At 61.6% G+C, this 26462-nt stretch carries 24 protein-coding genes; all 24 read left to right on the top strand.

All coding sequences use genetic code 11. From position 1 onward, the window contains the following. The first annotated feature begins 893 nt into the window (after nucleotides 1–893). On the top strand, nucleotides 894–1340 hold the full coding sequence (locus J3P97_RS09905; protein WP_434603718.1) for an NUDIX hydrolase: 447 nt from the start codon (nucleotides 894–896) through the stop codon (nucleotides 1338–1340). Between the two features lie 59 nt (nucleotides 1341–1399). Further along, the gene (gene mnmA, locus J3P97_RS09900; protein ID WP_434674027.1) at nucleotides 1400–2524 is read left to right on the top strand and encodes a tRNA 2-thiouridine(34) synthase MnmA; all 1125 of its coding nucleotides are present in this window, start codon (nucleotides 1400–1402) and stop codon (nucleotides 2522–2524) included. Continuing rightward, on the top strand, nucleotides 2521–3144 hold the full coding sequence (hflD, locus tag J3P97_RS09895) for a high frequency lysogenization protein HflD (RefSeq protein ID WP_305495552.1): 624 nt from the start codon (nucleotides 2521–2523) through the stop codon (nucleotides 3142–3144). Before mnmA ends, hflD begins: the two co-directional genes overlap by 4 nt. A 189-nt stretch (nucleotides 3145–3333) precedes the next feature. Then, complete coding sequence (gene purB, locus J3P97_RS09890) at nucleotides 3334–4704, top strand: adenylosuccinate lyase (RefSeq protein WP_434569019.1); 1371 nt, start codon at nucleotides 3334–3336, stop codon at nucleotides 4702–4704. 84 nt (nucleotides 4705–4788) lie between these two features. Continuing rightward, nucleotides 4789–5955, top strand: coding sequence for a JmjC domain-containing protein (locus tag J3P97_RS09885; protein WP_434603712.1), 1167 nt, complete (start codon nucleotides 4789–4791; stop codon nucleotides 5953–5955). Beyond that, on the top strand, nucleotides 5948–6373 hold the full coding sequence (locus J3P97_RS09880) for a GNAT family N-acetyltransferase (protein ID WP_434674026.1): 426 nt from the start codon (nucleotides 5948–5950) through the stop codon (nucleotides 6371–6373). The genes J3P97_RS09885 and J3P97_RS09880 overlap by 8 nt, the downstream gene beginning before the upstream one ends. Before the next feature lie 306 nt (nucleotides 6374–6679). Next, nucleotides 6680–7441, top strand: a complete 762-nt coding sequence (locus J3P97_RS09875) for a secretin N-terminal domain-containing protein (RefSeq protein ID WP_434674025.1) — start codon at nucleotides 6680–6682, stop codon at nucleotides 7439–7441. A gap of 505 nt (nucleotides 7442–7946) precedes the next feature. Next, nucleotides 7947–9272: an isocitrate lyase gene (gene aceA / locus J3P97_RS09870; RefSeq protein WP_014337679.1), complete on the top strand. Its 1326-nt coding sequence runs from the start codon at nucleotides 7947–7949 to the stop codon at nucleotides 9270–9272. A gap of 663 nt (nucleotides 9273–9935) precedes the next feature. Next, nucleotides 9936–10349: an NADH-quinone oxidoreductase subunit A gene (locus J3P97_RS09865; RefSeq protein WP_030141323.1), complete on the top strand. Its 414-nt coding sequence runs from the start codon at nucleotides 9936–9938 to the stop codon at nucleotides 10347–10349. Nucleotides 10350–10359: 10 nt separating this feature from the next. Beyond that, on the top strand, nucleotides 10360–11034 hold the full coding sequence (locus tag J3P97_RS09860; RefSeq protein WP_186609323.1) for a NuoB/complex I 20 kDa subunit family protein: 675 nt from the start codon (nucleotides 10360–10362) through the stop codon (nucleotides 11032–11034). A gap of 72 nt (nucleotides 11035–11106) precedes the next feature. After that, nucleotides 11107–12888, top strand: a complete 1782-nt coding sequence (gene nuoC, locus J3P97_RS09855; protein WP_434603708.1) for an NADH-quinone oxidoreductase subunit C/D — start codon at nucleotides 11107–11109, stop codon at nucleotides 12886–12888. 2 nt (nucleotides 12889–12890) lie between these two features. Continuing rightward, nucleotides 12891–13388 (top strand): NADH-quinone oxidoreductase subunit NuoE, encoded by a 498-nt coding sequence (gene nuoE / locus J3P97_RS09850; protein ID WP_434603706.1) that lies wholly within the window; start codon nucleotides 12891–12893, stop codon nucleotides 13386–13388. After that, nucleotides 13385–14743, top strand: coding sequence for an NADH-quinone oxidoreductase subunit NuoF (nuoF, locus tag J3P97_RS09845; RefSeq protein ID WP_434569024.1), 1359 nt, complete (start codon nucleotides 13385–13387; stop codon nucleotides 14741–14743). The genes nuoE and nuoF overlap by 4 nt, the downstream gene beginning before the upstream one ends. Nucleotides 14744–14885: 142 nt before the next feature. Beyond that, nucleotides 14886–17600 (top strand): NADH-quinone oxidoreductase subunit NuoG, encoded by a 2715-nt coding sequence (nuoG, locus tag J3P97_RS09840; RefSeq protein ID WP_434674024.1) that lies wholly within the window; start codon nucleotides 14886–14888, stop codon nucleotides 17598–17600. Then, nucleotides 17597–18604, top strand: a complete 1008-nt coding sequence (gene nuoH, locus J3P97_RS09835) for an NADH-quinone oxidoreductase subunit NuoH (RefSeq protein WP_186609329.1) — start codon at nucleotides 17597–17599, stop codon at nucleotides 18602–18604. Before nuoG ends, nuoH begins: the two co-directional genes overlap by 4 nt. An 11-nt stretch (nucleotides 18605–18615) precedes the next feature. Then, nucleotides 18616–19164 (top strand): NADH-quinone oxidoreductase subunit NuoI, encoded by a 549-nt coding sequence (gene nuoI / locus J3P97_RS09830; RefSeq protein WP_072392816.1) that lies wholly within the window; start codon nucleotides 18616–18618, stop codon nucleotides 19162–19164. 9 nt (nucleotides 19165–19173) lie between these two features. After that, entirely contained in the window at nucleotides 19174–19674 is a 501-nt protein-coding gene (gene nuoJ, locus J3P97_RS09825) for an NADH-quinone oxidoreductase subunit J (RefSeq protein ID WP_030141317.1), read from the top strand. Nucleotides 19675–19678: 4 nt separating this feature from the next. Then, nucleotides 19679–19987: an NADH-quinone oxidoreductase subunit NuoK gene (gene nuoK, locus J3P97_RS09820; protein ID WP_003180046.1), complete on the top strand. Its 309-nt coding sequence runs from the start codon at nucleotides 19679–19681 to the stop codon at nucleotides 19985–19987. After that, a complete protein-coding gene (gene nuoL, locus J3P97_RS09815) occupies nucleotides 19984–21837 on the top strand; it encodes an NADH-quinone oxidoreductase subunit L (RefSeq protein WP_434674023.1) in 1854 nt (617 codons plus the stop codon). Before nuoK ends, nuoL begins: the two co-directional genes overlap by 4 nt. A 39-nt stretch (nucleotides 21838–21876) precedes the next feature. After that, nucleotides 21877–23409 carry an NADH-quinone oxidoreductase subunit M gene (gene nuoM / locus J3P97_RS09810; RefSeq protein WP_434569028.1) on the top strand — a complete coding sequence of 511 codons (1533 nt, stop codon included), beginning with the start codon at nucleotides 21877–21879 and terminating at the stop codon, nucleotides 23407–23409. Between the two features lie 7 nt (nucleotides 23410–23416). Then, nucleotides 23417–24880 (top strand): NADH-quinone oxidoreductase subunit NuoN, encoded by a 1464-nt coding sequence (nuoN, locus tag J3P97_RS09805; protein WP_003203388.1) that lies wholly within the window; start codon nucleotides 23417–23419, stop codon nucleotides 24878–24880. Between the two features lie 324 nt (nucleotides 24881–25204). Beyond that, the gene (locus J3P97_RS09800; RefSeq protein WP_434603700.1) at nucleotides 25205–25477 is read left to right on the top strand and encodes a CopG family ribbon-helix-helix protein; all 273 of its coding nucleotides are present in this window, start codon (nucleotides 25205–25207) and stop codon (nucleotides 25475–25477) included. Continuing rightward, complete coding sequence (locus J3P97_RS09795) at nucleotides 25477–25752, top strand: type II toxin-antitoxin system RelE/ParE family toxin (protein ID WP_434674022.1); 276 nt, start codon at nucleotides 25477–25479, stop codon at nucleotides 25750–25752. The genes J3P97_RS09800 and J3P97_RS09795 overlap by 1 nt, the downstream gene beginning before the upstream one ends. Before the next feature lie 226 nt (nucleotides 25753–25978). Further along, nucleotides 25979–26452, top strand: a complete 474-nt coding sequence (locus J3P97_RS09790; RefSeq protein WP_305495568.1) for a hemerythrin domain-containing protein — start codon at nucleotides 25979–25981, stop codon at nucleotides 26450–26452. The last annotated feature ends 10 nt before the right edge of the window (nucleotides 26453–26462 follow it).

The following is a 26462-nucleotide window of genomic DNA, read 5'->3' as shown; positions in this document are numbered from 1 at the left end:
TGCCGGGGTTTGTGTTTCCGGGCCACCACAACCATTTTCCCCTGTGGGAGCGAGCTTGCTCGCGATTGCGATTCATCATTCAATTCAGATGCTGACTGACCCACCGCTATCGCGAGCAAGCTCGCTCCCACAGGGGGATTGAAGCAGAGCCGGCAGAGACAGGTCGGCTGTCAGGCCGCCTTCGCGAGCAGGCTCGCTCCCACAATTAGATCGGGGTATAGCCAAAGAGACAGGCCGCCTCGCTTTCGATCTTGATCTTGATCTTGATCCTGATCTTGATCTGGGGCGCCCCGTTAACCACGATGGCCGAACGCAGGCGTTGCGCAGTGGGCAACCCGGCATGGATGCCGGGTTAGCCGCGCTGGGCCATGGATGGCCCTTCGCGGCGGCCCACGGAGCAATGCCGGAGTGAGGGCATGCCGAGCCCAGGCGAGGCACCGAGTGGTGGGGCTAAGCCTTTTTGGTTACTTTTTTGGCGTCTGAAAAAAGTGACCCGCCGTAAGGGCGGAACCCTAAGCAGCCGTGACCGCAGCAATGGATATGTACTCAATCAACGAAACCCGGCCAGCGAGCAGGCTCGCTCCCACAATTAGATGGGGGTATAGCTGGGCGGGCCTTTGATGTAGTCCGCGATGAATAGCAGTTTCAGGTCCATAGGTCTCGCCATGGCACGGTCAGATCCTCGAAAACCGACCCTGCCAGTTGAAAACTGTTACCTATGTGAGTGAACTGATTTGTAACCTATGTGGGTGAGTCATACCCCCAAAGCCTTTTTGGTTACTTTTTTGGCGTCTGAAAAAAGTGACCCGCCGTAAGGGCGGAACCCTAAGCAGCCGTGACCGCAGCAATGGATATGTACTCAGCCAACCAAATCCGAGAAATAGAGGAATCTCATGAACTGGCAACCCCACATCACCGTCGCCACCATCGTCGAAGACCATGGCCGCTTCCTGATGGTCGAAGAATCCAAGGGCGGACGAGCAGTGCTCAACCAGCCCGCCGGCCACCTGGACCCGAACGAAACACTGATCCAAGCCGCCATACGTGAAACCCTCGAAGAAACCGGCTGGGACGTCGAACCCACCAGCATCACCGGCATCTACCTCTACACCGCCCCGAGCAACGGCGTGACCTACCAGCGGGTCTGCTTCGCCGCCAAAGCCCTGAAACACCACCCGGACTATCAACTGGACGACGGCATCCTCGGCGCCAAGTGGCTGACCCGCGACGAATTGCTGGCACAGCGCGACCGCTGGCGCAGCGAGCTGGTCATCCGCTGCATCGACGATTACCTGGCCGGCCATCGCCACAGCCTGGAGCTTATCCGCCCTTCTCTTTAGCCTTGCACGCCCGGGCCTGATAGAATCGCGTCCTTTTTCAAGACACTCATTGAATTCCTATGCGTGATCCAGCCTCTTCGAACACCCCCAAGCAACGCGTCATAGTCGGCATGTCCGGCGGCGTGGACTCTTCCGTTTCCGCCCTTCTGCTGATCGAGCAGGGTTATGAGGTGGAAGGCCTGTTCATGAAGAACTGGGAAGAAGACGACGGAACCGAATACTGCACCGCCATGGACGACCTGGCGGACGCCCAGGCCGTCTGCGACCGGATCGGCATCAAGCTGCACACCGCCAACTTCGCCGCGGAATACTGGGACAACGTGTTCGAGCACTTCCTCGCCGAATACAAGGCCGGTCGCACGCCGAACCCGGACATCCTCTGCAACCGCGAAATCAAGTTCAAGGCGTTCCTCGACTACGCCATGATGCTCGGCGCCGACCTGATCGCCACCGGTCACTACGTGCGCCGCCGCGACATCGACGGTCGTACCGAGCTGCTCAAGGGCCTGGACCCGAACAAGGACCAGAGTTATTTCCTGCACGCCGTCGGCGGTGAACAGATCGCCAAGACCCTGTTCCCGGTGGGCGAGCTGGAAAAACCCGAAGTGCGCGCAATTGCCGAGAAACATGACCTGGCCACCGCGAAGAAGAAGGATTCCACCGGGATCTGCTTCATTGGCGAACGGCGCTTCAGCGATTTCCTCAAGCAATACCTGCCGGCCCAGCCGGGCGAGATCAAGACCACCGAAGGCGAAGTCATCGGCCGCCACCACGGTCTGATGTACCACACCATCGGCCAGCGCCAGGGCCTGGGCATCGGCGGCTTGAAAGATGCCGGTGAAGAGCCCTGGTACGTGCTGGTCAAGGACCTGGAGCACAACGAGCTGATCGTTGGCCAGGGCAATGACCATCCATGGCTGTTTTCCCGCGCCCTGCTCGCCTCCGACATCTATTGGGTCAACCCGATCGACCTCAGCGAACCGCGCCGCCTGACCGCCAAGGTTCGCTACCGCCAGAGCGACCAGCCCTGCACCCTGGAAAAAACCGCCAGCGGCTATCGCGCCACGTTCGATGATCCGCAGCGCGCGGTCACGCCCGGCCAGTCCGTGGTGTTCTACGAAGGTGAAGTCTGCCTCGGCGGCGGCGTGATAGAAGTCGCCGAGCCATGGAGCAGCCAGGCATGACGCCGATCCAGGAACAACTGACGGCACTCGGCGGGGTGTTTCTCGCCGCGGTGCTGGTGGACCGGATCGCCAAGACCGGCCAGGCCACCGAAGCTGGCCTGGGCTGCATGCTCGGCAGCCTGCTGGTGCGCGACCCCAAGGACACCCTGGAAGTCTACGGAGGCGATGACCTGAACCTGCGCGAAGGCTATCGTGCGCTGATCGGCGCCCTGGAGCGCGACCCCAGTGCCCTGCAACGCGAGCCGCTGCGCTACGCCCTGTCGATGCTGGGCCTCGAGCGTCAGCTGGCCAAGCGCGACGACCTGCTGGAGACCATCGGCAAACGCCTTCCACAGATCCAGTCCCAGGTCGAACACTTCGGCCCGTCCCACGAGAACGTGATCGCCGCTTGCGGCGCGCTGTACCAGGACACCTTGAGTACCCTGCGCCAGCGCATCCAGGTGCATGGCGACATGCGTAACCTGCAGCAGCCTAGTAACGCTTCAAAGATCCGCGCCCTGTTGCTGGCCGGGATTCGCTCGGCGCGGCTGTGGCGACAACTGGGCGGGCATCGCTGGCAGTTGGTGATCAGCCGACGCAAATTGTTGAAAGAGCTTTACCCGTTGATGCGCAACGAATAAGTCGCCTCGACCTGCTTGTGGACATTGAGGGGCTGCTTACAGCCCAGCGGGAGCAAGCTCCCTCGCCACAGGTAATGAACAGTTTTATCTCGATACGCGTAACACGCCGGTCAGTTGGCAACGGACCGGCGCTGGATTTCATGTATGATACGCGCCCCATTTCGTTGCCCGACTGTCCGAGAACACCCCATGCAGCTCTCTTCGCTCACTGCGGTTTCCCCTGTAGACGGCCGCTACGCCGGCAAAACCCAGGCCCTGCGCCCTATTTTCAGCGAGTACGGCCTGATCCGTGCCCGCGTTCTGGTTGAAGTGCGCTGGCTCCAGCGCCTGGCCGCTCACCCTGGCATTGGCGAAGTACCGGCCTTTTCCGCCGAAGCCAACGCGGTACTGAACGCCCTGGCCGACGATTTCGCGCTGGAGCACGCCGAGCGCGTCAAAGAGATCGAGCGCACCACCAACCACGACGTCAAGGCCATCGAATACCTGCTCAAGGAGCAGGCGGCCAAGCTGCCGGAACTGGCCAACGTCAGCGAGTTCATCCACTTTGCCTGCACCAGCGAGGACATCAACAACCTGTCCCACGCCCTGATGTTGCGCGAAGGCCGTGACGAGGTGATGCTGCCCCTGATGCGCCAGACCGCCCAGGCCATCCGCGAACTGGCGATCCGCTTTGCCGACGTGCCGATGCTGTCGCGCACCCACGGTCAACCGGCTTCGCCGACCACCCTGGGCAAGGAGCTGGCAAACGTGGTGTATCGCCTGGAGCGCCAGATCGCCCAGGTGGCCGCCGTGCCACTGCTGGGCAAGATCAACGGCGCCGTGGGCAACTACAACGCCCACCTGTCGGCCTACCCGGACATCGACTGGGAAGCCAACGCCCGCGCCTTCATCGAAGACGAGCTGGGCCTGAGCTTCAACCCGTACACCACCCAGATCGAACCGCATGACTACATCGCCGAGCTGTTCGACGCGATCGCGCGCTTCAACACCATCCTGATCGACTTCGACCGTGACATCTGGGGCTACATCTCCCTGGGTTACTTCAAGCAGCGCACCATCGCCGGCGAAATCGGTTCCTCGACCATGCCGCACAAGGTCAATCCGATCGACTTCGAAAACTCCGAAGGCAACCTGGGCATCGCCAACGCGCTGTTCCAGCACCTGGCGAGCAAGCTGCCGATTTCCCGCTGGCAGCGCGACCTGACCGACTCCACCGTGCTGCGCAACCTGGGCGTAGGTTTTGCCCACAGCGTCATCGCCTACGAGGCCAGCCTCAAGGGCATCAGCAAGCTGGAACTGAACGAGCAGAAAATCGCCGCCGACCTGGATGCCTGCTGGGAAGTCCTGGCCGAGCCGATCCAGACCGTGATGCGTCGCTACAACATCGAAAACCCCTATGAAAAGCTGAAAGAACTGACCCGTGGCAAGGGCATCAGCCCGGACGCGTTGCAGACTTTCATCGAGGGCCTGGACATGCCTGCCGAGGCCAAGGCAGAGCTGAAGAAGCTGACCCCGGCCAGCTACATCGGCAACGCGGCGGCACAAGCCAAGCGCATCTGACACATCGCTTCACCTTTGAGACGCCCGGCCGCGCCGGGCGTTTTTATTCGCGTCTGAAAAGTATATTTTTTCAATAGGTTACACATGAATTCTGACATTCCACTGCAACTCCTGGGCGGTATCACGGCACGGGAGTTCCTGCGCGACTACTGGCAGAAGAAACCCCTGCTGATCCGCCAGGCCATTCCTGACTTCGAAAGCCCGATCGACGCCGACGAATTGGCCGGCCTTGCGCTTGAGGAAGAGATCGAGTCACGCCTGGTGATTGAACACGGCGAGCGCCCCTGGGAATTGCGTCGCGGCCCGTTCGCCGAAGACGAGTTCAGCAAACTGCCGGAGCGCGAGTGGACCCTGCTGGTGCAGGCGGTCGACCAGTTCGTACCGGAAGTCAGCGAGCTGCTGGAGCATTTCCGCTTTTTGCCGAGCTGGCGCATCGACGATGTGATGATCAGCTTCGCTGCTCCAGGTGGCGGCGTCGGCCCGCATTTCGATAACTACGATGTGTTCCTGCTGCAGGGCCACGGCAAGCGCAACTGGAAAATCGGCCAGATGTGCAACTCCGAAAGCCCGCTGCTGCCCCATGCAGACTTGCGCATCCTCGCCGATTTCGAGCCGACCGAGGAATGGGTCCTGGAACCTGGCGACATGCTCTACCTGCCGCCGCGCCTGGCCCACTGCGGCGTCGCCGTGGATGACTGCATGACCTATTCGGTGGGTTTCCGCGCACCGAGCGCCGCCGAGGTGCTGACCCATTTCACCGACTTCCTCAGCCAGTTCCTGCCGGATGAAGAGCGCTACACCGACGCCGATGCGCGGCCTGTCGCCGATCCGCATCAGATCCAGCATGACGCCCTGGACCGACTCAAGGGCCTGCTGGCCGAGCACATGAGCGACGAGCGCCTGCTGCTGACCTGGTTCGGCCAGTTCATGACCGAGCCGCGCTATCCGGAACTGGTCGTCGGCCCGGAGCTGGAAGAGGACGATCTGCTGGCCGGCCTGGAACAGGGCGCGGTGATCATTCGCAACCCGAGCGCTCGCCTGGCCTGGTCGGAAGTCGATGAAGACCTGTTGCTGTTCGCCAGCGGCCAGAGCCGTTATTTGCCGGGCAAATTGCGCGACCTGTTGAAGATGATCTGTGCCGCCGACGCGCTGCACATCGAAAACCTCGGCCCATGGCTGGCCGACGAGGACGGTCGCGGCCTCATTCATGAATTGGTCAAGCAAGGTAGCCTGGGGTTCGCCGATGAATAAAATTCACGTTCGTGTCGCAGACTGGCAAAAGGATAACGCCGAGATCCGGCGCATTCGTGAAGCGGTATTCATTGCCGAGCAATCCGTGCCGCCGGAGTTGGAGTGGGATTCGGATGACCAGGACGCCGTGCATTTCCTGGCCTTCGAAGGCGACTTCCCCATCGGCACCGCGCGCCTGCTGACCGATGGCCATATCGGCCGCGTCTCGGTCCTGAAGGATTGGCGCGGCCTGAAAGTCGGCGATGCGCTGATGCACGCAGCAATCGCCGAGGCCGAGAAGCGCGGGCTCAAGCAGCAGATGCTCAGCGCCCAGGTGCACGCCACGCCGTTTTACGAGCGACTGGGGTTTGCGGTGGTCAGCGAGGAGTTCCTCGAAGCCGGGATTCCTCACGTGGACATGGTGCGGCGCTCGATCTGAGACCGTGGTGCGGCATTCGCGAGCAGGCTCGCTCCCACAAGGTTCTGCTGCGAACACCGATCCGGTGATCACTTCGGCGCACATGTGGGAGCGAGCCTGCTCGCGAAGAGGCCCTCAATCCCTGCCCAAAAGCCCGACAAAACACTGCTCCCTCGCCACAAAGGCAGCCTGCAACAACATCCTGCAACGCCCAAGACGCCCCGCCATCCACCGATGCCGGGGCGTTTTGCCGTCTACCATTCAACTTGCCCCACCCGGGGCCGACAAACTGGCAATATCCAGCTTTTGTCTCGCGGAGAAATGGACATGTCCCTACGTACCCTGCTGACCACCCTGCTGCTCGGTTGCAGCCTGTCAGTCATGGCGGCTACCGAAATCGTGCCGCTGAACTACCGCACCAGCGCGGACTTGCTGCCGGTGGCGCAGAACTTCATCGGCAAGGATGGCCAGGTCAGCGCTTACGGCAACCAACTGATCGTCAACGCCGAACCCGGCAAGATCGAAGAACTTCGACAATTCCTGGCGCAGCTCGACGTGGCTCCCAAGCGCTTGCTGATCACGGTCGACACCAATGAAAACAACCTGCAAGGCGACCAGGGTTACTCGATCAACGGAGCCGCACCCAGCCAGACCCGTATCATCAACCGCAGCACCGCCAGTCGTGAAGGCGGCGTGCAGCAGATCCAGGCCAGCGAGGGCCAGCCGGCGCTGATCCAGGTGGGCCAGAGCGTGCCCTTCACCAGCAACCAGACCGATGGCTATGGGCGCATGCAAAGCCAGACCGAATACCGCAACGTCACCCAAGGGTTTTACGTAACGGCCAGCGTCACCGGCGAGACCGTTCATCTGAGCATCAGCACCAACCGTGACCGCATGAGCCAGGAACGTCCCGATGTAGTGAACGTGCAAAGCACCGACACAACCGTCAGCGGGCGCCTGGGCGAGTGGATCACTCTGGCCGGGGTGAATCGGCAGAATCAGGCCGATAAACAAGGCCTGACCCGCAGCTACTCGACCCAAGGCCGGGATGACATGATTTTGCGGGTCAAGGTCGATACGCTGAACTGAAGCACCAGAAACTGACTGATAAGTCGTATTAGACCAAAGATGTAGTGCCTGAAAAAAAGCACTACAAAACGTTTGACGAGCCAAAAAACCGAAGGCATGATGGCCTCGCTCCCGCTAATCAGGGGCCCTGGCAAGGGCCTTCGGGTCGACGCTTGCAACTACCCTGCGAGCCGATTCGTGTCTGTACCGCCCACAAGGTGTGTTTGACGAGGTTGCGACTGGAACGAAGTTGTCCCGAGGGACGGAAGCGTAACTAGGTAACCCGGCATCACTCTGAGTTCGTATGAAGGCCCACGACGCCCGAATGCGCCCGCAGCTCGCCCCTACCTGCTCACTTTCCCCTCGAGCCCATCGTTCATCCCGTCGCCTCCCCGCCTCAACCGACTTGTACGCCAGCCTCCTGGTCAGCGAGCAGCCCTTCACACCAATGACTGGTGCGATTGACGAGCTGGAACCTTCCAGCCCGGAACGACCATCCATACAAGACGCGACGAGGTTTATTTCCATGGCACTGACACGCGAACAGCAAATTGCAGCCCTTGAAAAAGACTGGGCTGAAAACCCGCGCTGGAAAGGCGTGAAGCGCAATTATTCGGCTGCTGACGTCGTCCGTCTGCGTGGCTCGGTGCAACCTGAGCACACCTTCGCGAAAATGGGCGCCGAGAAGCTGTGGAACCTGGTCACCCAGGGCGCCAAGCCAGCCTTCCGTCCCGAGAAAGACTTCGTCAACTGCATGGGCGCCCTGACCGGCGGCCAGGCTGTGCAGCAGGTCAAGGCCGGTATCCAGGCCATCTACCTGTCGGGCTGGCAAGTGGCCGCGGACAACAACTCCGCCGAGTCCATGTACCCCGACCAGTCGCTGTACCCGGTGGATTCGGTTCCGACCGTGGTCAAGCGCATCAACAACTCGTTCCGTCGCGCCGACCAGATCCAGTGGAAAGCCGGCAAGAACCCGGGCGACGAAGGCTACATCGACTACTTCGCGCCAATCGTGGCTGACGCCGAAGCCGGTTTCGGCGGTGTACTGAACGCCTACGAACTGATGAAGAGCATGATCGAGGCAGGCGCCGCCGGCGTGCACTTCGAAGATCAGCTGGCCTCGGTTAAAAAATGCGGCCACATGGGCGGCAAGGTACTGGTTCCCACCCAGGAAGCCGTACAGAAGCTGACCGCCGCGCGCCTGGCCGCCGACGTTGCCGGCGTACCGACCATCATTCTGGCCCGTACCGACGCCAACGCCGCTGACCTGCTGACATCCGACTGCGATCCGTACGACCAGCCGTTCGTCACCGGCACCCGTACCCAGGAAGGCTTCTACAAGGTGCGCGCCGGTCTCGACCAGGCCATCGCCCGCGGCCTGGCCTACGCCCCGTACGCCGACCTGATCTGGTGCGAAACCGCCAAGCCGGACCTGGACGAGGCTCGTCGCTTCGCCGAAGCGATCAAGAAGGAATACCCGGACCAACTGCTGTCGTACAACTGCTCGCCTTCCTTCAACTGGAAGAAGAACCTGGACGACGCGACCATCGCCAAGTTCCAGCGCGAACTGTCCGCCATGGGCTACAAGCACCAGTTCATCACTCTGGCCGGCATCCACAACATGTGGCACAGCATGTTCAACCTGGCGCACGACTACGCCCGCAACGACATGACCGCCTACGTGAAGCTGCAAGAGCAGGAGTTCGCTGACGCCGCCAAAGGCTACACCTTCGTGGCCCACCAGCAGGAAGTCGGCACCGGTTACTTCGACGACATGACCACGGTGATCCAGGGCGGTACCTCGTCGGTGACCGCACTGACCGGCTCGACCGAAGAAGAACAGTTCCACTGATTGCACGCGTAAACGGCCCTTGCGGACCGAATAAAAGCTAACCGCAAAGCCGACGATTTGAAGCCCCGACTGGTTCGGGGCTTTTTTTTGCCTATGCTTTAGCAGCAACCTCGTCACATGAAATGATTTTGTGGCGAGGGAGCTTGCTCCCGCTGGCTGCGCAGCAGCCTTTTTGTGAGCGCTTCGCACTCAAGCGGGAGCAAGCTCCCTCGCCACAAGGATCCAGACAGGCCTTAAGGAAGCGCTCCCACAGAAAAAGCAAAAAGATTGATCGAACGCAGTAACGGGCAGTCTGAAAAAGAGTAAAACGGCCGGCGCTGACAACTGCGATCACCGCTATATAAGACATGTTCTCAGTTGTTGCATCGAGCCCATACGGCGATCACAGGCCAAACAATAATAATTATCATTTGAAGGGCGTTTCCATTGTTACATCCAAAACGAAATTCCATTGTGCATTCGACGGCCAATCCCCACGGGGCCGGGCTCGCGAGGTCGTGGAGGCGCGCTATGTCCTTATTCCAATAAATAATTTCGCTATAGGAATTTTACTTGCCCGGTGTTTAGCCATAAAATCACCGCGATTGATTGCTGCGACATATCGTCACTGCGTTATTTCTTTTCAAGCTCAGAGACCTTTGCTCTCTGTTAAGGATTTCCAGCATGCCCGAAGCGACAGGACTCATGGCCCACAACTGGGGCTTTGCCATTTTCCTTCTGGGTGTTGTCGGCCTGTGTGCCTTCATGCTCGGCGTGTCGAGTCTGCTCGGGTCAAAAGCCTGGGGCCGCAGCAAGAATGAACCGTTCGAGTCCGGCATGCTGCCTACCGGTGGCGCCCGCTTGCGGCTCTCAGCCAAATTCTATCTGGTCGCGATGCTCTTCGTGATCTTCGATATCGAAGCCCTTTTTCTCTTTGCATGGTCTGTGTCCGTCCGCGAAAGCGGCTGGACCGGATTCGTCGAAGCTCTCGTTTTCATAGCAATTCTGTTGGCAGGTCTTGTCTACCTTTACCGGGTGGGGGCTCTTGATTGGGCTCCGGAAGCTCGGCGCAAGCGGCAGGCGAAGCTGAAACAATGAGGCTTTGGCAATGCAATACAATCTCACCAGGATCGACCCCGATGCTCCTAACGAGCAGTATCCGATCGGCAAGCGGGAAACCGTTTCCGATCCGTTAGAGGATCAAGTTCACAAGAACATCTTCATGGGCAAGCTCGAAGACGTGCTGAACAGCACGGTAAACTGGGGTCGCAAGAACTCCCTGTGGCCGTACAACTTCGGCCTTTCGTGCTGCTACGTGGAAATGACCACCGCCTTCACGGCGCCCCACGACATCGCGCGCTTTGGCGCCGAGGTGATCCGGGCATCGCCGCGCCAGGCGGACTTCATGGTTATCGCCGGTACGCCGTTCCTGAAAATGGCTCCCATCATCCAGCGCCTGTACGAACAGATGCTGGAACCCAAGTGGGTCATTTCCATGGGCGCGTGTGCCAACTCCGGCGGCATGTACGACATTTATTCCGTGGTCCAGGGAGTCGACAAGTTCCTCCCGGTGGATGTCTACGTGCCCGGCTGCCCGCCCCGCCCCGAAGCGTTCCTGCAAGGCCTGATGCTGCTGCAGGAATCCATCGGCCAGGAGCGTCGCCCACTGTCCTGGGTCGTCGGTGATCAAGGCGTCTATCGCGCCGACATGCCGTCGCAAAAGGAACAGCGCCGCGAACAGCGAATCGCAGTCACCAACCTGCGCAGCCCCGACGAAGTCTGATCCAGCTCTGTTCTGTAGAAGAAACGAGAACCTGGCTTCATTCTTTACGTTGACCGAAAGCGATAAATAACCATGACTACAGGCAGTGCTCTGTACATCCCGCCTTACAAGGCAGACGACCAGGATGTGGTCGTCGAACTGAACAACCGCTTTGGCGCCGAGGCGTTCACCGCCCAGGCCACCCGCACCGGCATGCCGGTGCTTTGGGTTGCCCGCGCCAGGCTCATCGAAGTCCTGACCTTCCTGCGCAACCTGCCCAAGCCGTACGTCATGCTCTATGACCTGCACGGCGTGGACGAGCGCCTGCGCACCAAGCGCCAGGGGCTGCCGGGCGCCGACTTCACCGTGTTCTACCACCTGCTGTCGATCGAGCGTAATAGTGACGTAATGATCAAGGTCGCCTTGTCCGAGAGCGACCTCAGCGTGCCGACCGTGACCGGCATCTGGCCGAACGCCAACTGGTACGAGCGTGAAGTCTGGGACATGTTCGGCATCGACTTCCCCGGCCACCCGCACCTGACCCGCATCATGATGCCGCCGACCTGGGAAGGTCACCCGTTGCGCAAGGACTTCCCGGCCCGCGCCACCGAGTTCGACCCGTACAGCCTGACCCTGGCCAAACAGCAGCTCGAGGAAGAATCCGCGCGCTTCAAGCCGGAAGACTGGGGCATGAAGCGTTCCGGCGCCAACGAGGACTACATGTTCCTCAACCTGGGCCCGAACCACCCTTCGGCCCACGGTGCGTTCCGTATCATCCTGCAACTGGACGGTGAAGAGATCGTCGATTGCGTCCCGGACATCGGCTACCACCACCGTGGCGCCGAGAAGATGGGCGAGCGTCAGTCCTGGCACAGCTATATTCCGTACACCGACCGCATCGATTACCTCGGCGGTGTGATGAACAACCTGCCGTACGTCCTGTCGGTGGAAAAACTGGCGGGCATCACGGTGCCGGACCGGGTCAACGTGATCCGCATCATGATGGCCGAGTTCTTCCGGATCACCAGCCACTTGCTGTTCCTGGGTACCTATATCCAGGACGTGGGCGCCATGACGCCGGTGTTCTTCACCTTCACCGACCGCCAGAAAGCCTACACCGTGATCGAAGCCATCACCGGTTTCCGCCTGCACCCGGCGTGGTACCGCATCGGTGGCGTTGCCCACGACCTGCCGCGCGGCTGGGAAAAACTGGTCAAGGATTTCGTCGAGTGGATGCCCAAGCGCCTGGACGAATACACCAAGGCTGCGTTGCAGAACAGCATCCTCAAGGGTCGTACCGTCGGCGTCGCCGCGTACAACACCAAGGAAGCGCTGGAATGGGGCGTCACCGGCCCGAACCTGCGCGCCACCGGCCTTGATTTCGACCTGCGCAAGGCGCGCCCGTACTCTGGCTACGAGAACTTCGAGTTCGAAGTCCCGCTGGCGTCCAGCGGCGATGCCTATGACCGCTGCCTGGTTCGCGTCGAAGAAATGCGCCAGAGCGTGAAGATCATCGAGCAATGCATGCGCAACATGCCGGAAGGCCCGTACAAGGCGGACCACCCGCTGACCACGCCGCCGCCAAAAGAGCGCACGCTGCAACACATCGAGACCCTGATCACGCACTTCCTGCAGGTTTCGTGGGGCCCGGTCATGCCGGCCAACGAATCCTTCCAGATGATCGAAGCGACCAAGGGCATCAACAGTTATTACCTGACGAGCGATGGCGGCACCATGAGCTACCGCACCCGGATTCGCACCCCAAGCTACCCGCACCTGCAGCAGATCCCTTCGGTGATCAAAGGCAGCATGGTCGCGGACTTGATCGCGTACCTGGGTAGTATCGATTTCGTTATGGCCGACGTGGACCGCTAAGCATGAACAGCACGCTTATCCAGACAGACCGTTTCGCCCTGAGCGAAACCGAGCGCTCGGCCATCGAGCACGAGCTGCATCACTACGAAGACCCGCGCGCGGCGTCGATCGAAGCCCTGAAGATCGTCCAGAAGGAACGTGGCTGGGTGCCCGATGGCGCGCTCTACGCCATCGGCGAAATCCTCGGCATTCCGGCCAGCGACGTCGAAGGTGTCGCCACGTTCTACAGCCAGATTTTCCGCCAGCCGGTCGGCCGCCACATCATTCGCGTCTGCGACAGCATGGTCTGCTACATCGGCGGCCACGAGTCGGTGGTCAACGAAATCCAGGGCAAGCTGGGCATCGGCCTGGGCCAGACCACCGCCGACGGCCGCTTCACGCTGCTGCCGGTGTGCTGCCTGGGCAACTGCGACAAGGCACCGGCGCTGATGATCGACGACGACACCTTTGGTGACGTCAAGCCGGATGGCGTCGCCAAACTGCTGGAGGGCTACGTATGACCCTGACTTCCTTCGGGCCCGCCAACCGCATCCAGCGTTCGGCCGAAACCCATCCCCTGACCTGGCGCCTGCGTGACGATGGCGAGGCGGTGTGGCTGGACGAATACCAGGCGAAGAACGGCTATGCCGCCGCGCGCAAGGCATTCGCCGACATGGCCGCCGACGACATCGTCCAGACCGTGAAAGACGCCGGCCTCAAGGGCCGTGGCGGCGCGGGCTTCCCCACGGGCGTGAAGTGGGGCCTGATGCCCAAGGACGAGTCCATCAACATCCGCTACCTGCTGTGCAACGCGGACGAGATGGAGCCCAACACCTGGAAAGACCGCATGCTGATGGAGCAACTGCCCCATCTGCTGATCGAAGGCATGCTGATCAGTGCCCGCGCGCTGAAAACCTACCGTGGCTACATCTTCCTGCGCGGTGAATACACCACCGCCGCCAGGCACCTGAACCGTGCCGTCGAAGAAGCCAAGGCCGCCGGCCTGCTGGGCAAGAACATCCTTGGCTCAGGCTTCGACTTCGAGCTGTTCGTGCACACTGGCGCCGGGCGCTATATCTGCGGTGAAGAAACCGCGCTGATCAACTCCCTCGAAGGTCGTCGCGCCAACCCACGCTCCAAGCCGCCCTTCCCTGCCGCCGTTGGCGTGTGGGGCAAGCCGACCTGCGTGAACAACGTCGAGACCCTGTGCAACGTGCCGGCGATCATCGCCGACGGCGTGGACTGGTACAAATCCTTGGCCCGTGACGGCAGCGAAGACATGGGCACCAAGCTCATGGGCTTCTCCGGCAAGGTCAAGAACCCTGGCCTGTGGGAACTGCCGTTCGGCGTCACCGCGCGTGAGCTGTTCGAGGACTACGCCGGCGGCATGCGCGACGGCTACAAGCTCAAGTGCTGGCAGCCCGGCGGCGCCGGTACCGGTTTCCTGTTGCCGGAACACCTGGACGCACAAATGTATGCCGGCGGCATCGCCAAGGTCGGCACCCGGATGGGTACCGGCCTGGCGATGGCGGTGGACGACAGCGTCAACATGGTCTCGCTGCTGCGCAACATGGAGCAGTTTTTCTCGCGCGAATCCTGTGGGTTCTGCACCCCTTGCCGCGACGGCCTGCCCTGGAGCGTCAAGCTGCTGATGGCCATCGAGAACGGTGAAGGCCAGCCCGGCGACATCGAGACCCTGCTGGGTCTGGTGGGTTTCCTCGGCCCAGGCAAGACCTTCTGTGCTCACGCACCGGGTGCCGTGGAGCCGCTGGGCAGCGCAATCAAATACTTCCGCCCTGAGTTCGAGGCCGGCATCGCGCCAACCCGCGCGGGCGATCTCAATCAGGTGGTCACGCCGACCATGGTCGGCGCGTAACGACGCTTAACAAGGCGAAGGGTCCGTGCCCTTCGCCTTTCGTTCGATGACGCCTTTTCACCGAGGCTGTTTGGATTCGGACGAACAACAAGATTCCATTAGCCACGCCCGCTGACACCGGGCCAACGAAGAACTTTGAACCATGGCCACTATCCACGTAGACGGCAAAGAGCTCGAAGTCGATGGCGCAGACAACCTGTTACAGGCATGTCTGTCGCTGGGCCTCGACATTCCTTATTTCTGCTGGCACCCCGCCCTTGGCAGCGTTGGCGCCTGTCGCCAGTGCGCGGTCAAGCAGTACACCGACGAGAACGACAAGCGTGGTCGGATCGTCATGTCCTGCATGACCCCCGCCACCGACGGCAGCTGGATCTCCATCGACGACGAAGAAGCGAAAGTGTTTCGCGCCAGCGTCGTCGAATGGCTGATGACCAACCACCCTCACGACTGCCCGGTCTGTGAGGAAGGCGGTCACTGCCACCTGCAAGACATGACCGTGATGACCGGCCACAACGAGCGCCGTTATCGCTTCACCAAGCGCACCCACCAGAACCAGGACCTCGGCCCGTTCATTTCCCACGAGATGAACCGCTGCATCGCCTGCTACCGTTGCGTGCGTTTCTACAAGGACTACGCCGGCGGCACCGACCTCGGTGTGTTCGGCGCCCACGACAACGTGTACTTCGGTCGCGTTGAAGACGGCACCCTGGAAAGCGAGTTTTCCGGCAACCTCACCGAGGTCTGCCCGACCGGTGTGTTCACCGACAAGACTCACTCCGAGCGCTACAACCGCAAGTGGGACATGCAGTTTTCGCCAAGCATCTGCCACGGCTGCTCCAGCGGCTGCAACATCAGCCCGGGCGAACGCTACGGCGAACTGCGTCGCATCGAGAACCGCTACAACGGTTCGGTGAACCAGTATTTCCTCTGCGACCGTGGCCGTTTCGGCTATGGCTACGTCAATCGCAAGGACCGCCCGCGCCAGCCGCTGCTCGCCAATGGCGCCAAGCTGAGCCTGGACGAAGCCCTGGACAAGGCCGCCGAACTGCTGCGCGGTCGCAACATCGTCGGCATCGGTTCGCCACGGGCCAGCCTGGAAAGCAACTACGCCCTGCGTGAACTGGTCGGTGCCGAGCACTTCTACAGCGGCATCGAAGCCGGCGAGCTGGAACGTATTCGCCTGGTGCTGCAAGTGCTCAAGGACAGCCCGCTGCCCGTGCCGACGATGCGCGACATCGAAGATCACGACGCGGTGTTCGTCCTCGGCGAAGACCTGACCCAGACCGCCGCCCGCATGGCCCTGGCCCTGCGTCAGTCGGTAAAAGGCAAGGCCGAGGACATGGCCGACGCCATGCGCGTCCAGCCATGGCTCGACGCTGCGGTGAAGAACATCGGCCAGCACGCGCTGAACCCGCTGTTCATCGCCAGCCTCGCTGAAACCAAGCTCGACGACGTCGCCGAAGAATGCGTCCACGCCGCTCCGGACGACCTCGCGCGCATCGGTTTTGCCGTCGCCCACGCCCTGGACGCCAGCGCCCCGGCCGTCGACGGCCTGGACAGCGAAGCTGCCGGCCTGGCCCAACGCATCGCCGACGCCCTGCTGGCGGCCAAGCGTCCATTGATCATTGCCGGCACCTCGCTGGGTTCCAAGGCGCTGATCGAAGCCGCCGCCAACATAGCCAAGGCCCTGAAGCTGCGCGAGAAGAACGGTTCCATCAGCCTGGTCGTGCCGGAAGCCAACAGCCTCGGCCTGGCTATGCTCGGTGGCGAATCGGTCGATGCCGCCCTGCAAGCAGTGATCGACGGCAGCGCCGATGCCATCGTGGTGCTGGAGAACGACCTGTTCACCCGCACCGACAATGCCAAGGTCGATGCTGCGCTGAACGCTGCCAAAGTCGTCATCGTCGCTGACCATCAGAAAACCGCCACCACCGACCGCGCCGACCTGGTGCTGCCGGCGGCGAGCTTCGCCGAAGGCGACGGTACGCTGGTCAGCCAGGAAGGTCGCGCCCAGCGCTTCTTCCAGGTCTTTGATCCGCAATACCTGGACGCCAGCATCCTGGTCCACGAAGGCTGGCGCTGGCTGCATGCGTTGCGCGCGACCCTGCTGAACCAGCCGATCGACTGGACCCAGCTGGACCACGTCACCGCAGCCGTCGCTTCGAGCAGCCCGCAACTGGCCCGCATCGTCGACGCCGCGCCGTCCGCCGCGTTCCGCATCAAGGGCCTGAAGCTGGCGCGCGAACCGCTGCGCTATTCCGGTCGCACCGCGATGCGCGCCAATATCAGCGTGCACGAACCTCGTATGCCGCAGGACCACGACACCGCGTTCGCCTTCTCCATGGAAGGTTACTCGGGCTCCGCCGAACCGCGCTCCCAGGTGCCGTTCGCCTGGTCGCCGGGCTGGAACTCGCCGCAAGCCTGGAACAAGTTCCAGGACGAAGTCGGCGGTCACCTGCGCGCCGGTGATCCGGGCACCCGCCTGATCGAAAGCCAGGGCGATGGCCTCGGCTGGTTCGCCAGCGTGCCACGCGCCTTCAACCCGGCACCGGGCACCTGGCAGGTCGTGCCGTTCCATCACCTGTTCGGCAGTGAAGAGAACTCTTCCAAGGCCGAGCCGGTGCAGGAGCGCATCCCGGCGGCCTACGTGTCGCTGGCCAAGTCCGAAGCCGATCGCCTGGGCGTCAACGATGGCGCCTTGCTGAGCCTGAACGTTGCGGGCCGGACCTTGCGTCTGCCGCTGCGCATCAATGAAGAACTGGGCGCCGGCCTGGTGGCCCTGCCGGCTGGCCTGGCGGGCATTCCACCGGCGATTTTCGGCAAGACTGTCGACGGTCTGCAGGAGGCAGCGCAATGAGCTGGTTCACCCCTGAAGTGATCGCGGTGATCCTGACGGTCCTCAAGGCCATCGTGATCCTGCTGGCCGTGGTGGTCTGCGGCGCGTTGCTGAGCTTCGTCGAACGTCGCCTGCTCGGCTGGTGGCAGGACCGCTACGGTCCGAACCGCGTCGGCCCGTTCGGCATGTTCCAGATCGCCGCCGACATGATCAAGATGTTCTTCAAGGAAGACTGGACCCCGCCGTTTGCCGACAAGGTGATTTTCACCCTGGCACCGGTCGTGGCCATGAGCGCCTTGCTGATCGCCTTCGCGGTCATCCCGATCACCCCGACCTGGGGCGTGGCGGACCTGAACATCGGCCTGCTGTTCTTCTTCGCCATGGCCGGTCTGTCGGTGTACGCGGTGCTGTTCGCCGGTTGGTCGAGCAACAACAAATTCGCCCTGCTCGGCAGTCTGCGGGCCTCGGCCCAGACCGTGTCCTATGAAGTGTTCATGGGCCTGTCGCTGATGGGCATCGTGATCCAGGCCGGCTCGTTCAACATGCGCGACATCGTCGAGTACCAGGCCCAGAACCTGTGGTTCATCATTCCGCAGTTCTTCGGTTTCTGTACGTTCTTCATCGCCGGCGTCGCCGTGACTCACCGTCACCCGTTCGACCAGCCGGAAGCGGAACAGGAACTGGCCGACGGTTACCACATTGAATATGCCGGCATGAAATGGGGCATGTTCTTCGTTGGCGAGTACATCGGCATCATCCTGATCTCGGCGCTGCTGGTAACGCTGTTCTTCGGTGGCTGGCACGGTCCGTTCGGCATCCTGCCGCAACTGTCCTTCGTCTGGTTCGCCCTGAAGACCGCGTTCTTCATCATGCTGTTCGTCCTGCTGCGCGCCTCGATCCCGCGCCCACGCTACGACCAGGTGATGGATTTCAGCTGGAAATTCTGCCTGCCGCTGACCCTGATCAACATGCTGGTGACCGCTGCGATCGTTTTGATGAACGCGCCTGCGGCCGCGGTTCAGTGAGGATTTGACCCATGTTCAAATATATTGGCGACATCGTTAAGGGTACCGGTACCCAACTGCGAAGCCTGGTCATGATCTTCGGCCATGGCTTTCGCAAGCGCGACACCCTGCAATACCCGGAAGAAGCGGTCTACCTGGCGCCGCGTTATCGCGGCCGTATCGTCCTGACCCGCGACCCTGACGGCGAGGAACGCTGCGTGGCCTGCAACCTGTGCGCCGTGGCGTGCCCGGTAGGTTGCATCTCGCTGCAGAAAGCCGAGACCGAAGACGGTCGCTGGTACCCGGACTTCTTCCGTATCAACTTCTCGCGCTGCATTTTCTGCGGGTTGTGCGAGGAAGCGTGCCCGACCACCGCGATCCAGCTCACGCCGGATTTCGAAATGGCCGACTTCAAGCGTCAGGACCTGGTGTACGAGAAAGAAGACTTGCTGATTTCCGGTCCCGGTAAAAACCCTGATTACAACTTCTATCGTGTTGCAGGTATGGCCATTGCCGGTAAGCCGAAAGGCGCCGCGCAGAACGAAGCCGAACCGATCAACGTGAAGAGCTTGCTGCCTTAAGGAAGAAAGATGGAATTCGCTTTCTATTTCGCATCGGGTATCGCGGTGGTGTCCACGCTTCGTGTGGTCACCAATACCAACCCCGTGCACGCCCTGCTCTACCTGATCATTTCGCTGATCGCCGTGGCCATGACCTTTTTCGCTCTCGGAGCACCGTTCGCCGGTGCCCTGGAAGTGATCGCCTACGCCGGCGCCATCATGGTGCTGTTCGTATTCGTGGTGATGATGCTCAACCTGGGTCCGGCGGCCGTCCAGCAGGAACGCTCCTGGCTCAAGCCGGGCATCTGGGCCGGGCCGGTGATTCTCTCCGCGCTGCTGCTGGGTGAACTGCTGTATGTGCTGTTCGCCCACCAGAGCGGCCAGGCCATCGGCCACACCACCGTAGGCGCCAAGGCCGTGGGCATCAGCCTGTTCGGTCCGTACCTGCTGGTGGTCGAACTCGCCTCGATGCTGCTGCTTGCCGCAGTTGTCACGGCGTTCCATTTGGGCCGTAACGAGGCGAAGGAGTAATCACATGCCTGCTATCCCTCTTGAGCATGGTCTGGCGGTTGCCGGCATCCTGTTCTGTCTCGGTCTGGTCGGCCTGATGGTCCGCCGCAACATTCTGTTCGTGCTGATGAGCCTGGAGGTCATGATGAATGCCTCCGCCCTGGCCTTCATCGTCGCGGGCGCGCGCTGGGCGCAACCGGATGGACAGATCATGTTCATCCTGGTGATCAGCCTGGCAGCCGCCGAGGCCAGTATCGGCCTGGCGATCCTGTTGCAGCTGTACCGCCGCTTCCACACTCTCGATATTGACGCTGCCAGCGAGATGCGCGGATGAACCTTCTCTTCCTGACTTTCGTATTTCCCCTCATCGGTTTCCTGCTGCTGTCGTTCTCCCGTGGACGCTGGTCGGAAAACCTTTCGGCGCTGGTTGGCGTGGGCTCGATCGGCCTGTCCGCCCTCGTCACCGCCTATGTGATCTGGCAATTCAACGTCGCCCCACCGGAAGGTGGCCGGTACGTGCAGGTGCTGTGGCAGTGGATGGCGGTGGAAGGCTTCACGCCGAACTTCGCCCTCTACCTGGACGGCCTGTCAGTGACCATGCTTGGCGTGGTGGTCGGCGTGGGTTTCCTGATCCACCTGTTCGCCTCCTGGTACATGCGCGGTGAAGCCGGTTACTCGCGCTTCTTCGCCTACACCAACCTGTTCATCGCCAGCATGCTGTTCCTGGTACTCGGCGATAACCTGTTGTTCCTGTACTTCGGCTGGGAAGGCGTGGGCCTGTGCTCGTACCTGTTGATCGGTTTCTACTACAGCAACCGCAACAACGGTAACGCCGCGCTCAAGGCATTCATCGTGACCCGCATCGGCGACGTGTTCATGGCCATCGGCCTGTTCATCCTGTTCCAGCAACTGGGCACGCTGAACATCCAGGAGCTGCTGGTTCGTGCTCCGGAGCACTTCAAGGCCGGTGATTTCTGGATCGTCCTCGCGACCCTGATGCTGCTGGGCGGCGCCGTCGGTAAATCCGCGCAACTGCCGCTGCAGACCTGGCTGGCGGACGCGATGGCTGGCCCGACCCCGGTTTCGGCACTGATCCACGCAGCGACCATGGTCACCGCGGGCGTCTACCTGATCGCCCGTACCCATGGCCTGTTCGCCCTGGCGCCGGACATCCTGCACCTGGTCGGCCTCGTTGGCGGCGTGACCCTGGTGCTGGCCGGTTTTGCCGCGCTGGTGCAGACCGACATCAAGCGTATCCTCGCCTACTCGACCATGAGCCAGATCGGCTACATGTTCCTGGCCCTGGGTGTCGGCGCCTGGGAAGGCGCGATCTTCCACCTGATGACCCACGCGTTCTTCAAGGCCCTGCTGTTCCTTGCCTCCGGTGCGGTGATCGTTGCCTGCCACCACGAGCAGAACATCTTCAAGATGGGCGGCCTGTGGAAAAAACTGCCGTTGGCCTACGCCAGCTTCATCGTTGGCGGCGCGGCCCTGGCGGCCCTGCCACTGGTCACTGCCGGTTTCTACTCCAAGGACGAAATCCTCTGGGAAGCGTTCGCCAGCGGTAACCAGGGTCTGCTCTACGCCGGCCTGGTGGGTGCGTTCATGACCTCGCTGTACACCTTCCGCCTGATCTTCATCGCGTTCCACGGTGAAGCCAAGACCGAAGCCCACGCCGGCCACGGCGTCGCCCATTGGCTGCCGCTGTCGGTGCTGATCGTGCTGTCGACCTTTGTCGGCGCAATGATCACCCCACCGCTGGCCGATGTGCTGCCGCAAAGCGTCGGCCATGCCGGCGGCGAAGCCAAGCACAGCCTGGAAATCGCCTCGGGTGCCATCGCCCTGGCGGGGATCCTGCTGGCCGCCCTGCTGTTCCTTGGCAAGCGCCGCTTCGTCACGGCCATCGCCAACAGCGGCATCGGGCGTTTCCTCTCGGCCTGGTGGTTCGCCGCCTGGGGCTTCGACTGGATCTACGACAAACTGTTCGTCAAGCCATACCTTGCGATCAGCCACATTCTGCGCAAAGACCCGCTCGACCAGACCATTGGCCTGATCCCGCGCATGGCCAAGGGCGGCCACACCGCCCTGAGCCGTACCGAGACCGGTCAACTGCGTTGGTATGCGGCTTCCATGGCGGCTGGCGCCGTGCTGGTTATCGGCGCCATCGTGCTGGTAGCGGTCTGATATGAACCTTGCGAACTTGCGAAAGGAAACGAGCCCGTCATGATTCTGCCCTGGCTAATCCTGATCCCCTTCATCGGCGGCCTGCTGTGCTGGATGGCGGAGCGTTCCAGCTCTACCCTCCCGCGCTGGATTGCGCTGCTGACCATGTCCCTGGAACTCGCGCTCGGCCTCTGGCTGTGGGCGACCGGCGACTATTCATTCGCACCGGCCCCTGGCGCCGATCCGACCTGGGCGCTTGAGTTCAAGCACACCTGGATCGAGCGCTTCGGCATCAGCGTGCACCTGGCCCTCGATGGCCTGTCGCTGCTGATGATCCTGCTGACCGGCCTGCTGGGTATCCTCTCGGTACTCTGCTCCTGGAAAGAGATCCAGCGTCACGTCGGCTTCTTCCACCTGAACCTGATGTGGATCCTGGGCGGTGTCGTCGGCGTGTTCCTGGCGCTGGACCTGTTCATGTTCTTCTTCTTCTGGGAAATGATGCTGGTGCCGATGTACTTCCTCATCGCGCTCTGGGGTCACAGTTCTTCGGATGGCAAGAAAACCCGGATCTACGCGGCGACCAAGTTCTTCATCTTCACCCAGGCTTCCGGCCTGATCATGCTGGTGGCGATCCTTGGCCTGGTGCTGGTGAACTTCAACAATACTGGCGTGATTACCTTCAATTACGCCGACCTGTTGAAGGTGCAGATGTCGCGCACCACCGAATACGTGCTGATGCTGGGCTTCTTCATCGCCTTCGCGGTGAAGCTGCCGGTGGTGCCGTTCCACTCCTGGCTGCCGGACGCCCACGCCCAGGCACCGACCGCCGGTTCCGTGGACCTGGCCGGTATCCTGTTGAAAACGGCGGCCTACGGCCTGCTGCGTTTCGCCCTGCCGCTGTTCCCGAATGCCTCGGCGGAGTTCGCGCCGATTGCCATGACCCTGGGCCTGATCGGGATTTTCTACGGTGCGTTCCTGGCATTTGCCCAGAGCGATATCAAGCGCCTGATCGCCTTCTCCAGCGTCTCGCACATGGGCTTCGTGCTGATCGGGATCTACTCCGGCAGCCAGTTGGCCCTGCAAGGCGCGGTGATCCAGATGCTCGCCCACGGCCTGTCGGCCGCGGCGCTGTTTATCCTCAGCGGTCAGTTGTACGAGCGCCTGCACACCCGGGACATGCGTGAAATGGGCGGCATCTGGTCGCGCATCGCCTACCTGCCGGCCATCAGCCTGTTCTTCGCGGCCGCTTCCCTGGGTCTGCCAGGCACCGGCAACTTCGTCGGCGAGTTCCTGATCCTGATCGGCTCGTTCGTCAGCGCACCGTGGATCACCGCGATCGCGACGTCCGGCCTGGTGTTCGGTTCGGTCTACTCGCTGATCATGATCCACCGTGCCTACTTCGGTCCGGCCAAGTCGGACGAAGTGTTGCGGGGCATGGACGGTCGCGAACTGATCATGGTGCTCGGCCTTGCGGTGCTGCTGGTTTACCTCGGCGTCTACCCGCAACCGTTCCTCGACACCTCTGCCGCCACGATGCATGGCGTGCAGCAGTGGCTCGGCACCGCCTTCTCTCAACTCGCTTCGGCCCGGTAAGAGCGCTATGGAATTCACGATTCAACACTTTATCGCGCTTGCGCCGCTGTTGATCACCAGCGCCACGATCATCGTGGTGATGCTGGCGATCGCCTGGCGGCGCAATCACTCGCAGACCTTCCTGCTGTCGGTGGCGGGGCTGAACCTGGCCTTGCTGTCGATCCTGCCGGCCCTGAAAGTCGCGCCACTGGCGGTCACGCCACTGATCCAGATCGACAGCTTCGCCTGCCTGTACATGGCGCTGATCCTGGTCGCCACCCTCGCCTGCGTCACCCTCGCCCACGCCTACCTGGGTGACGGCGGTTCGGGTTACCCGGGCAACCGCGAAGAACTGTACCTGCTGATCCTGATGGCCGCCGCCGGTGGCCTGGTCCTGGTCAGCGCGCAGCACCTGGCCAGCCTGTTCATTGGCCTGGAGCTGCTGTCGGTACCGGTCTACGGCCTGGTGGCCTATGCCTTCTTCAACAAGCGCTCCCTGGAAGCCGGCATCAAGTACATGGTGCTGTCGGCGGCCGGTTCCGCGTTCCTGTTGTTCGGCATGGCCCTGCTCTACGCCGAAGCCGGCACCCTGAGCTTCGTCGGCATCGGCCAGGCCCTGGCGGCCACCGGCCTGCCTAGCCCGATCGCGCAACTGGGCCTGGGCATGATGCTGATCGGCCTGGCGTTCAAGTTGTCGCTGGTGCCCTTCCACCTCTGGACCCCGGACGTCTACGAAGGCGCCCCGGCGCCGGTGGCGGCGTTCCTGGCTACCGCTTCGAAAGTGGCGGTGTTCGCGGTGATGGTGCGGCTGTTCCAGATCTCGCCAGTGGCCAGTAGCGGTGTGCTGAGCAATGTGCTGACGATCATCGCCATCGCGTCGATCCTGTTTGGCAACCTGCTGGCGCTGACCCAGAGCAACCTCAAGCGTCTGCTCGGTTACTCGTCCATCGCCCACTTCGGCTACCTGCTGATCGCCCTGATCGCCAGCAAAGGCCTGGCCGTGGAAGCCATCGGCGTGTACCTGGTGACCTACGTGATCACCAGCCTCGGTGCCTTCGGCGTGATCACCCTGATGTCCTCGCCGTACAACGGCCGTGACGCGGACGCCCTGTACGAATACCGCGGCCTGTTCTGGCGTCGTCCGTACCTGACCGCCGTGCTGACCGTGATGATGCTGTCCCTGGCCGGCATCCCGCTGACCGCCGGCTTCATCGGCAAGTTCTACATCATCGCCACCGGCGTCGAGGCCCACCAGTGGTGGCTGGTCGGCTCCCTGGTGCTGGGCAGTGCCATCGGCGTGTTCTACTACCTGCGCGTGATGGTCACCCTGTACCTGATGGAACCGAACCTGCGTCGTCACGATGCCGAGTTGCACTGGGAACAGAAGGCGGGCGGCGTGATGCTGCTGGCCATCGCCGTCCTGGCGTTCTTCCTCGGTGTGTACCCGCAGCCGTTGCTGACGCTGGTCCAGCAGGCGGGCCTGACCGGCTGAATGCCTGAGCGTCATCGCTGACAAAAAATGCCCGTATCGTGAGATGCGGGCATTTTTTTTGATCTGGATTTAAAACCGTGGCGAGGGAGCTTGCTCCCACCGGGTTGCGCAGCAGCCCCATCGCTTTACCGCGTCAGGTCAGGCAGATTTTTACGACTGCTGCGCAGCCGAGCGGGAGCAAGCTCCCTCGCCACGGTTTGGTGGTTTTCCGAGATTGTTATTAGGTTTGATTAATTTTTTGGCAGATTAAATCGCAACCACTCATCTATAATCATCGCCCTAGAAGACTGGCTTGCACCGCCAACCGCCAAGGAGAACTCTGCCATGACAACCACCACGAAAACCCGGTCGGTCACCGCTCATGTCCCGGTGGACCTGGCTGAAAAAGTCGATCTGATGGCCGAGCGCCTTGAGCGCTCCAGGAACTGGATCGTCAAACAAGCGCTATCTGCCTGGATCGAACAGGAGGAGGAACGCAGCCGCCTGACTCATGAGGCGTTGGCCGATGTTGACGCTGGCCGTGTGGTTGACCATCAGGCTGTCCAGGCTTGGGCCGATAGCCTCAGCACTGACGCTCCGTTACCGGTACCGCGCTGATGGAGTTGAAGTGGACCAGCAAGGCGCTTTCCGACATCGCCCGACTTTACGAATTTCTGGCGCTGGTGAATCAACCCGCCGCCGCGCGAACAGTGCAACAGCTCACGGCGGCGCCTACCGCTCTGCTGACCAACCCGCGCATGGGTGAGCGCCTGGAAGAGTTCGACCCTCGGAACGTGCGCAGAATCCAGGTCGGCCCCTACGAAATGCGCTATGAAATAATCGGCTCCACCCTTTACCTGCTACGCCTGTGGCACACACGCGAAGATCGGTGACCCTGGGCTCGATCAGCCACCAGCGCCCTCGGCAGCGCAAAGTGCAAGGCGTTTTCAGCGTGCCTCATGCAGCCTGCACGATGGCGAAAATTCTCGACAATTTAAATCTTTGATTCCAAAGGGTTTTATCAAGCGACTCGGCTGGCACGGTGGATGCACTTGTCCTTGTTACGTGGCGTCGGCGCTTGAAGCCGGCCCGCATCCGTGAATGACCGAGGAGCAACACATGAACGCCATCGACCTGTTGAAAGCGGACCATGAACGCGTGAAGGGCATCCTGTCCCAGTTGAGCGAATCAACCGACCGCGCCATCAAGAAACGCACCGAACTGTTGGCCAAGCTGGAAATGGAAGTGTCTATCCATACCCGCCTGGAAGAAGAAATCCTTTATCCGGCCTTCAAGCAGGAAGGCGGCAAGGACGAAGCCGAGATGTACTACGAAGCCAAGGAAGAGCACCGCACCGTCGATTCCCTGGTGCTACCCGACCTGAAAAACACCGACCCTTCCCAACCTGAGTTCGCCGGTCGCGTGAAAGTGGTCAAGGAGCTGCTCGAGCATCACATCGAAGAAGAAGAGGAAGAAATGTTCCCTAAAGCCGAAGAAATCCTCGGCAAGGCCAAGCTCGAAGAACTGGGCAACCAGATGGAAGCCGTGAAGGCCCAGTACAAGAAAGAGTTCACCGCCAACCTGGCTGCCTGATCTAGCCGTC

The sequence above is a fragment of the Pseudomonas sp. R1-15 genome (assembly GCF_051132085.1).
In the GTDB taxonomy this organism is placed as follows: Bacteria; Pseudomonadota; Gammaproteobacteria; order Pseudomonadales; family Pseudomonadaceae; genus Aquipseudomonas.
The sequence above is the reverse complement of the archived record's forward strand: the minus strand, read 5'-3'. Positions and strand labels throughout refer to the sequence as shown.